The sequence below is a fragment of the Rhodococcus sp. G-MC3 genome (assembly GCF_030063335.1).
Taxonomy (GTDB): Bacteria; Actinomycetota; Actinomycetes; order Mycobacteriales; family Mycobacteriaceae; genus Rhodococcoides.
This window is the reverse complement of sequence record NZ_JASISW010000006.1, coordinates 294584-302246: the sequence shown is the minus strand read 5'-3', so window position 1 is coordinate 302246 and position 7663 is coordinate 294584. Positions and strand designations below refer to the sequence as shown.

Below are 7663 nucleotides of genomic sequence, written 5' to 3'. Positions count from 1 at the left end.
CTCTCGGCACAGTTCATCTTTGAACTCTGCCGAGAACGATCGCCGAGATCTGCTCATGCTGGTCGGACTCATTTCAGTAGATTCCTATTCTAAGCGGGTCCACTGTCCGAAATCCTTGGGCCGATCAGTTGGACCTCGTATTTACGCACGACGACTCGACCTACGACCACACGCGCGAAGCGGTGGCACTCGGCAGTAGGGTCGGCGAAGCGTTGCATGCCCCTGTGAGGAGTGTCGAGTTCATCCGTAAGCAGGTCTGGGACATGGATGTCGATGAGGCAGACGCTGACGCTGTGGACTTTTGGAGTAACGAGTTGTGAGCGGCATCGACTCGAAGTGCTGGCGCTTCTGGATGGCTTGCGAGAGTGAGCAATTGGCGTCCTGCTATGCGGGATGGATGCAGTTCCATTACGGAGGAAGTGTGTCTCGGCGACCAACGCTCAGGTTCCGCAACGTCCGCTACGGGGGCAATGTTCTCGTATTCGACGCGACCTACATTGCTCGCGGTGCGAACATGACGGACATTAATCGTGTGCTGGCGAAGATGTGCATTCATTTCAATGGTCGGTGGGCCGAGAGCTTTCATGACCTGATGTATGTAATGCTCTGGAGTGACCGGCATTACGCTGATCTCAGCGGGTCGGGGCTGGTCGAACGTTCAAATTCAGACTACGAATGCGCGTTGAAGGTTCACCATGACGTGATGCGGTTTATGGGTGGTACGCCGGCTGACGAATGACCTAGCAAAGGGGGGTGTGGCCGGTCATTCGAGTTCAACATCGGATGCCCGGCCCTTGCTCAGTTCTCGACAGGAATGACTTCACCGTCATGCGATTGGTGGAACCCTGCGAAGTCAGCGCGTGCGTCAGTTAATGCCGCGTCCGCTTTTGCTCGCGTCTGAACCGCTGCTGTCTCAGCCTTTCTCAGGCTACGCGAGATACGCTTTTGTTCGGCGATGCTGAGATAGGTTGGAACAACGATTGTTTCGACGCTCTCCTTGGGTAGTTCGATGAGTCCTGTGGAGCCGGTAAACAGCCTATTTGACTGGATGCGACCGAATCCTTCTCGTAAGTAGTCCGCAAGAAACCAAGGGTCAACGTCCTTCTTCGACACCCGGATGATTGTGACGTGGCCGTCGGCTACTGCCGGTTCGTCGGAATCGTAGACGGCTGCCTTGCCCAAAGTGCCGTCGCCAGTAGAGGAAAGTAGCACATCACCTCTGCGTAGCTTCGACCGGTCGGCGGCGTCATCGTAGGTCATCTTCTCGATCCAGTCGCCAGAGTCAACTACCTCACCGTACGATGTGACTGAGGATCCGGCCTTGACCACCATGGCGTAGCCGTCTTCTTGATCGACATATGAAACAGCCTTGGGGCTAACCCCTCGCTCGGTTACTACGGTGTTCAGTTCGGCGATAGTCTTGCCGCCCTTCTGCGCAATCTCTTCAATGTGTTCGCGAACGGCCGCATCCCAGTACTTGTAGTCCATACGTGTCGTGCCGTCTGCATCAATTTCCTTGCTGGACAATGTGAAAGCGCGGAAGTGGGCTTTGGTGACGTGACCCGTTGGTGGGTTGTCGAGTAGGTCACGGAAGTCTGCCCGAAGGCCCTCGACATCGAAGTTACGGATCAGCTCGCCAGACGGATGAAAACCCAGAGTTTCTAGGCTGACGTACGTGACGTCATATTCTTCATCAGGGTCTTCGCGCTCCGTGTCGAACCTTTCGAGCAGGAGGACACTGGACTTCACCGTGATTTTGTTGGGCTTGAATGTGACCGCAGGCAGGCTCACGATTGTCTTGATGCGAGCATTATCGAAAAGCCACCTTCGAGTTTCTGCTGCGTCGTTGTTATTGAGTGCACCATCATCGATGACCGTGCATACATGGCCCCCAGGTAACACCGACAACACCATGTGTTGAAGGAAAAGGTTTTGTCCTTTGGTTGTCCTTACAGGGTAGTTGGCGAGATCGTCTGCTGGGAGGTCTGCTTCGCTCGTTCCGAAGGGTGGGTTGCTGATGATGAGGTCGTAGGCAGGCTCGTCCAACGACCACGTATCCGTAGTTGCAGCAAGAGCATTGGCGCATACGATGTTCGTGTGGCCGTCACCGGAGACAATCATGTTCATCTTGGCGGATGAAGCAACGCCAAGGTTGGCGTCGATGCCATAGAAGGTCTCAGCCATGATCTTGCGGCTCAAATCCTCCGCCGCAGGTCCAGTAAGCTTGCGGTTCTTCCGACGGCGCTCGATATCATCCAGGGCGTGCTTCATCAGGTAGACGAGGAAGCCCCCAGTTCCACAGGCGGGGTCCAGAACTTTGATCGGAGACCCCGCTGCAAGGGTCCCCACTATAAGATCTCGACCTACCATTTCCAACATCAATTCGACCAGTTGGCGAGGCGTGAAGTACTGCCCGAGCTTCTTGCCCTTCAGAGTGGCGCGCACGAAATACTCGAAGGCGGCACCTTTCGTGTCCAGTCCGCTGTCAGTGAAGGACACCTTGGACAGCTCAGACACCAGGTAGGCGTACGTTGAGGCCTGTTTGATGTGCAGTCCACTCGTGATGACATCGCCGTACTGGGTCCTGCATTTCGCGATCATCTCGTCAACCAAGGTCTTGACCTGATCGTGCTGACTAGCCGGCCGCTCCGCGAGTTCGTAGAACCGAGAAGAGTAGGGCAGCTCAAACCCGGACATCGGGTCGTCGTCCTTCTCTTCAAGCAGTCGCAGGAAGAGCAACTTGGAGAAGTCAGCGAACGCGCTGTCTTCATCCTTCTCCAAAACGCGAATCTTGCTGTGGCAGCGCGCGAATAGAGCATTCAGTTGCTTTAGCGGAAGGCCTGGCCTGTAAGGCAGGGAGTCGTCGTCCTGACGGAGGTCAGACGTGTTCGGATTGTCCTTCAGCTTTTTCAGAACCTTGGTGAGCTGCGTCTTGTGAGGGATAATGGTCTTGCCCGCGCGAGTGTCCGACAGTCTCATTGGCTCACCGGTCGCCGTGTTCAAGAGCTCGAGGTCGATGCCATTGGTCAGCACAACTAGGGGGACTTTCAGGCTCTTACCGTACGCAAGTGCCTGGTCACGATCCTTCTTGATGAGGCGGTGAGACTGACGCTTGGCCTCAATGAGGAATTTGGGCTTCTGCGTTCCGGCCGTCACACATATGTCAACGAATCGGGGAGTCGAACCGTCCGCAGTTGGGAGTTCGAACGTGAGATCCTTGTCGATGTCGTAACCGCGTCGCTGGAGGTACGGTAGAACCCGCTTGACCACCGTCTCGGTTTCCGAGATTCCTGGTGCGGGCATCGTGCAACCTCCGTTGTATAGCTAGCAAAACCTCACCGAAGTGTATGTCGGGCGCACTTGCAAGTGTTGCAAGTGGTGCGAGGTGTTGCGTTAGTTACTACGGAACGTAGTGCACGCGTCCGACAAGGTCGATGCCGCTCGTATGTGCGCAGGCCGACTGCTTAGGTGCTTAGTTATGCGCGTGGCCCAGGTCGCGTTGGGAAGGCCACGACGTTGTGGTGCTCAGCCGGTTGTTCTGTCTGCTCTGGCTTCCATACGTGGGACGGGTCGAAGCCTGGTCTCCCGTCTGGCGCAGTAGGAACGACCTCAGCGTCGATGATTTCGTACTGCGGTTCTGGTTCGTCGGGTACTGCTAGGTCGCGCACCACGAGCAGTTGCTCGTACGGTTTGACCTCGAGTTCGTGTTCGACCTTCGACGTAGGTCCCATGCCAGTTCTGTCGAGAACGATCTGCGCAGCTCGAAGTCGGATCGCAGGTTCTAGCGCCTGGTCATCGAGCATCCCGTCCACGACTCCGATTGCTTTCAGTCGCATCTCGACCATGCGCTGCGACGCAGCGAGTCGAGTATGCGGCGCGAAACCTCCGTGATTCTTGCAGACGGTCGATCCTTTGACCGCGTAGTTCCCGCACGGTTGGCCGTCGGTGCGTCGCGCCGTGCACGTCACAGCTGGGTTCTCCACGCGGGTGCTGATCTTGTTGGGAGTCGCTGACTTCGCCACCCCACCGTGGGAGAAACAGAATTGTGATCCTCGCACCGCGTTGCGTCCGCACTGCTGGCCAGCTCGACCTCGATTGTCGTGCGCTGTCGTTGCGACGCACTGTGCCATTGTCAGAGCCTCACTGGGTTGTATCCGTCGATGATCGTCGGCGCGCACGTGAAGCAGAGCGCGACGCCGACAACACTCGGTGGCGCAGATACCCAGACGATCTCGAAACTGTTGGGTATGCGGGGTACGTCTCCGATCGCTCGCGAGCAGACGCCGCAGATGAATCCGGGAGCGCCACACGTCAGTCCTCGGGCCTCGCACAAGTCCATGCTGGCGAGCATCGTCGCTGGGTCCTCGAAAGGGTACGACACGAAGTCGTGGTCGAAGTCGTTGGCGAGACCAAGCGGCGGGATCAAAGCTGTTCCGTCGATCATTGCGTCGTCGCGGTCCCGCAGCGCGAGACGCACGTAACTGTCGATGCGGTGGTGGTTGAGCAGGTGTGTGTTGTGCGGCCAGACCTTCTCTGCCCGCTCGATTGTGGCGAGGATGTCGTCGTCGTACATGTGTTGTCTCCCTTGTGGTGGTCCCTACGTCCAGTCTAACGCTAGGTAGAACCAATGACGTTCGCCTGCAACGACATTGACGTATTCTGGTTGCAGTTCTATATACCATCGGAAGGCGAAACATCATGGCAGCAAACGGGTACAGCACAGTCGCGGACCTCCACCAAACAGTCGACGGCAAAGACTGGTCCGCGATCTGGTCCGAGTTCCAGACCACACTCGAACTCCTGAACACGCAGCGGACAGCAGTCGCGAGGTTGTTCACGGCGAACACTACGAACTCGTCCGACTGGATCGAGCAGTCAGTAGGTGACACCGAGTTCGAGGAAGCGTCCGAGTTCGGCGTTCCCAAGTCGGTTCGTGTCAGCCCTTCGCTACTGCAACTCGGTTACCCGTTCAGGTGGTGGGACGCACGAAAGGGCTTCACGTGGAAGTTCCTCGCGCAGGTCGAGTCCGGCCAGCTCGAAGCAATCCACTCGGCAGTCCTCGAAGCTGACAACCGTCTCGTGTTTCGGCACGTCCTCGGTGCGCTGCTGACCAAGACGACCACGCTCACGCGCAACATCAACGAGAACAACGTCTCGGTCTACTCCCTCTGGGACGGCGAAGACGACGCCAAGCCGCCGAACTACGCGGGTAAGTCGTTCGCGCCAGGTCACGACCACTATAGGACCACCAACGGCGCGTTCGAGGCGACGGACCTGGACTACCTGATCCGCAACGTCACCGAGCACGGCTACGGAGCTGACTTCGGTTCGCAGATCGTCATTCTCGCCCATCCCGACGACGCGGACATCATCACGACGTTCCGCGCTGGCCAGGAGTCAGCAGACGGCGGCAAGGCAGCGAACGACTTCATCCCGGCGGCGAATGCCCCTGCGTTCCTGTCGGACCAGGCGATCATCGGTGACCGCGCGCCCGCGTCCTACGAAGGTCTCAAGGTCGTCGGCTCGTACGGCGAAGCGTTCATCGTGCAGTCGAGCTGGGTACCTGTCGGATACGTGACAGCAGTCGCAAGCGGAGGGACGCACGCTCCGCTGGCGTTCCGTGAGCACAAGACACCGAACCTGCGCGGGTTGCAGCTGATCCCCGGCGACAACAACGCCTACCCGTTGCAGAACAGCTACTACATCCGCGCGTTCGGCGTCGGCGTTCGTCATCGCGGCGCTGCTGCTGTCCTCCAGATCACCCCTGACGAGGACTACGCCAGCCCGACGATCTTCTGATCCCGCGCGCTGATTCGAGCCAGCGCGCGCCTCTCGCCCCCGTGTAGTCAGTCGTACCCTGACTCCGGGGGCGATTTGGCGTCTGAGCAGCGTAAACACGCTGTTTAGAATGGCTACCTTTGTACTTCTGACGGCGCTCAACACCGGGCATGACGGGGGAGCGGGCACCATTCACGCCAACTCCACGGCCGAGGTCCCCGCTCGTCTGGAAGCGCTTGCCGCTCTGGGGGGCATGGATCGAGCCGCATTGCACAGCCAGCTCGCTGCAGCGGTACACGTCGTGTTGCACGTTCATCGGGCATCGGACGGTCGTAGACGGTTGCGTGAGATCGCCGTGGTCACGCCCGAGGAGACCGGTCGCGTGCGAATAACGCCCGCCTGGAACATCTCCGGTGAACCACAGCCGGGACGGGCACGGCTCGACCAGTTGTTGTCGCAGCGACTGGAGGCCGAATGAGCGTCATCGTGTTGTTCCTGTGCGCTGCAGCATTGCTGATGATTCCAGGTGATCGCCCACGTCTGGCCATTCTGCGTCGACCGCCCCGGCGACGAACAGTGTTCGCCCGCCGTCGCATGTCGATGTCGGTGATGGGGTCCGCGGCGGCCGTCGTTCTCATCGGATCCGTCGTGGGAATACACGAGTTGGTCGCGACAGTCATCATGTTCGGCACGGTGTGGACTCTCAGGCGCAAAGCCGCCCGGCGTCGCCGTCATCGCACCGAGCGCGAATCACTGATCGGTGGACTTGAAACGGTCATCGGAGAACTCCGCGTCGGCGCACACCCAGCGCTGGCCTGCGTAGCTGCCGCCGCGGACTGCACCGGGACTGTTGCAACCGCTTTCGTTCGCGCGTCGGGCCGAGCCCGCCTCGGCGGAAATGCCTATGCCGGTTTGCAGGTCACGGACTCACCGGTGTCTGCGGAACTGGATACCTTGGCACGCGCGTGGCGTGTGGCGGACGAACATGGTCTCGCGCTGGTCGGTCTGCTCGCTGCAGCGCGTGGAGACATTGTAGCGAGACGCCGATTTCGAGATCGGACGGAGGCTTCGCTCGCCGGAGCGCGCGCGACGGGTACGGTGCTGGCCTGCCTGCCGGCAGTCGGCGTCGCACTCGGGCAGGCGATGGGAGCGTCGCCTCTCAGTGTTCTCTTCGGCGGCGGTCTCGGCGGAATCCTCCTGGTGGTAGGTGCGGGACTCGCGTGCGCTGGGCTGCTGTGGACCAATGCGATCACCGAAAAAGTGTGTCGATGATGTGGGAAGCCTTTGTGTGCGCGGCGGTTGCGCTCATTCTGAACCCTTCGGGGCCAGAGCCGTTCCGACGCCTGAATCGTGATCACGAACCGACATCGCCGTCCACGTCGGTCCCCGATATCGACCCGCTTGCGGTCGCGACGACATTCGACATGATGGCGGCGTGCCTGCGCGGCGGACTCCCCACCAGCACGGCGGCATCGGCGGTCTCGGCGACCGCTCCCGGCGGTTCAGCAGTTGCACTTCGTACAACGGCTGACCTTCTCGCTCTCGGTGCCGACCCCGAGATCGCGTGGGCGCCGGTGGCAGCGTCAGAGGAACTGGAACCGCTTGCCCGAATGGCGCGACGATCCGCCCGTTCGGGGGCCTCGCTCGCCGACGCGGTGTCGGAACTCGCGGACACCGAGAGATCACGAGTCGAGGACTCGGCAGCCGCGGCAGCAGAGCGGGCCGGAGTCCTCATCAGCGGCCCGCTGGGGTTGTGCTTCCTACCAGCATTCGTATGCCTCGGCATCGTGCCGGTAGTGGCGGGACTCGCAGACAACGTCCTCGGTGGGGGACTGCTGTGAGGACGCAATCGGAAGTCCGGGGAGGGGCAGCCGACCCGGAGGCA

At 59.9% G+C, this 7663-nt stretch carries 7 protein-coding genes and 1 pseudogene; 5 read left to right on the top strand and 3 right to left on the bottom strand.

Going from position 1 to position 7663, the window contains the following annotated elements; all coding sequences use genetic code 11:
* The first annotated feature begins 316 nt into the window (after positions 1 to 316).
* Positions 317 to 739 carry a hypothetical protein gene (locus QMK17_RS09240; protein WP_283508439.1) on the top strand — a complete coding sequence of 141 codons (423 nt, stop codon included), beginning with the start codon at positions 317 to 319 and terminating at the stop codon, positions 737 to 739.
* A 59-nt stretch (positions 740 to 798) separates the two neighbouring features.
* Here QMK17_RS09240 and QMK17_RS09235 read toward each other — a convergent pair whose 3' ends face one another.
* The 3 genes from QMK17_RS09235 to QMK17_RS09225 all read right to left on the bottom strand — a co-directional run bounded on the left by QMK17_RS09235 (position 799) and on the right by QMK17_RS09225 (position 4573).
* A complete protein-coding gene (locus QMK17_RS09235) occupies positions 799 to 3303 on the bottom strand; it encodes an N-6 DNA methylase (RefSeq protein ID WP_283508437.1) in 2505 nt (834 codons plus the stop codon).
* Between the two features lie 173 nt (positions 3304 to 3476).
* Entirely contained in the window at positions 3477 to 4022 is a 546-nt protein-coding gene (locus QMK17_RS09230; protein ID WP_283508436.1) for a hypothetical protein, read from the bottom strand.
* Between the two features lie 110 nt (positions 4023 to 4132).
* A complete protein-coding gene (locus QMK17_RS09225) occupies positions 4133 to 4573 on the bottom strand; it encodes a hypothetical protein (protein ID WP_283508435.1) in 441 nt (146 codons plus the stop codon).
* Positions 4574 to 4698: 125 nt separating this feature from the next.
* Here QMK17_RS09225 and QMK17_RS09220 point away from each other — a divergent pair, with 125 nt between their 5' ends.
* The 4 genes and pseudogenes from QMK17_RS09220 to QMK17_RS09205 all read left to right on the top strand — a co-directional run bounded on the left by QMK17_RS09220 (position 4699) and on the right by QMK17_RS09205 (position 7619).
* Complete coding sequence (locus QMK17_RS09220) at positions 4699 to 5799, top strand: hypothetical protein (RefSeq protein ID WP_283508434.1); 1101 nt, start codon at positions 4699 to 4701, stop codon at positions 5797 to 5799.
* A 124-nt stretch (positions 5800 to 5923) separates the two neighbouring features.
* A pseudogene (locus QMK17_RS09215) lies at positions 5924 to 6256 on the top strand (ATPase, T2SS/T4P/T4SS family); the annotation flags it as partial.
* Positions 6253 to 7050 carry a type II secretion system F family protein gene (locus tag QMK17_RS09210; protein WP_283508432.1) on the top strand — a complete coding sequence of 266 codons (798 nt, stop codon included), beginning with the start codon at positions 6253 to 6255 and terminating at the stop codon, positions 7048 to 7050. The pseudogene QMK17_RS09215 and the gene QMK17_RS09210, both read left to right, overlap by 4 nt.
* Positions 7047 to 7619 (top strand): type II secretion system F family protein, encoded by a 573-nt coding sequence (locus tag QMK17_RS09205; RefSeq protein WP_283508431.1) that lies wholly within the window; start codon positions 7047 to 7049, stop codon positions 7617 to 7619. Before QMK17_RS09210 ends, QMK17_RS09205 begins: the two co-directional genes overlap by 4 nt.
* Positions 7620 to 7663: the final 44 nt, after the last annotated feature.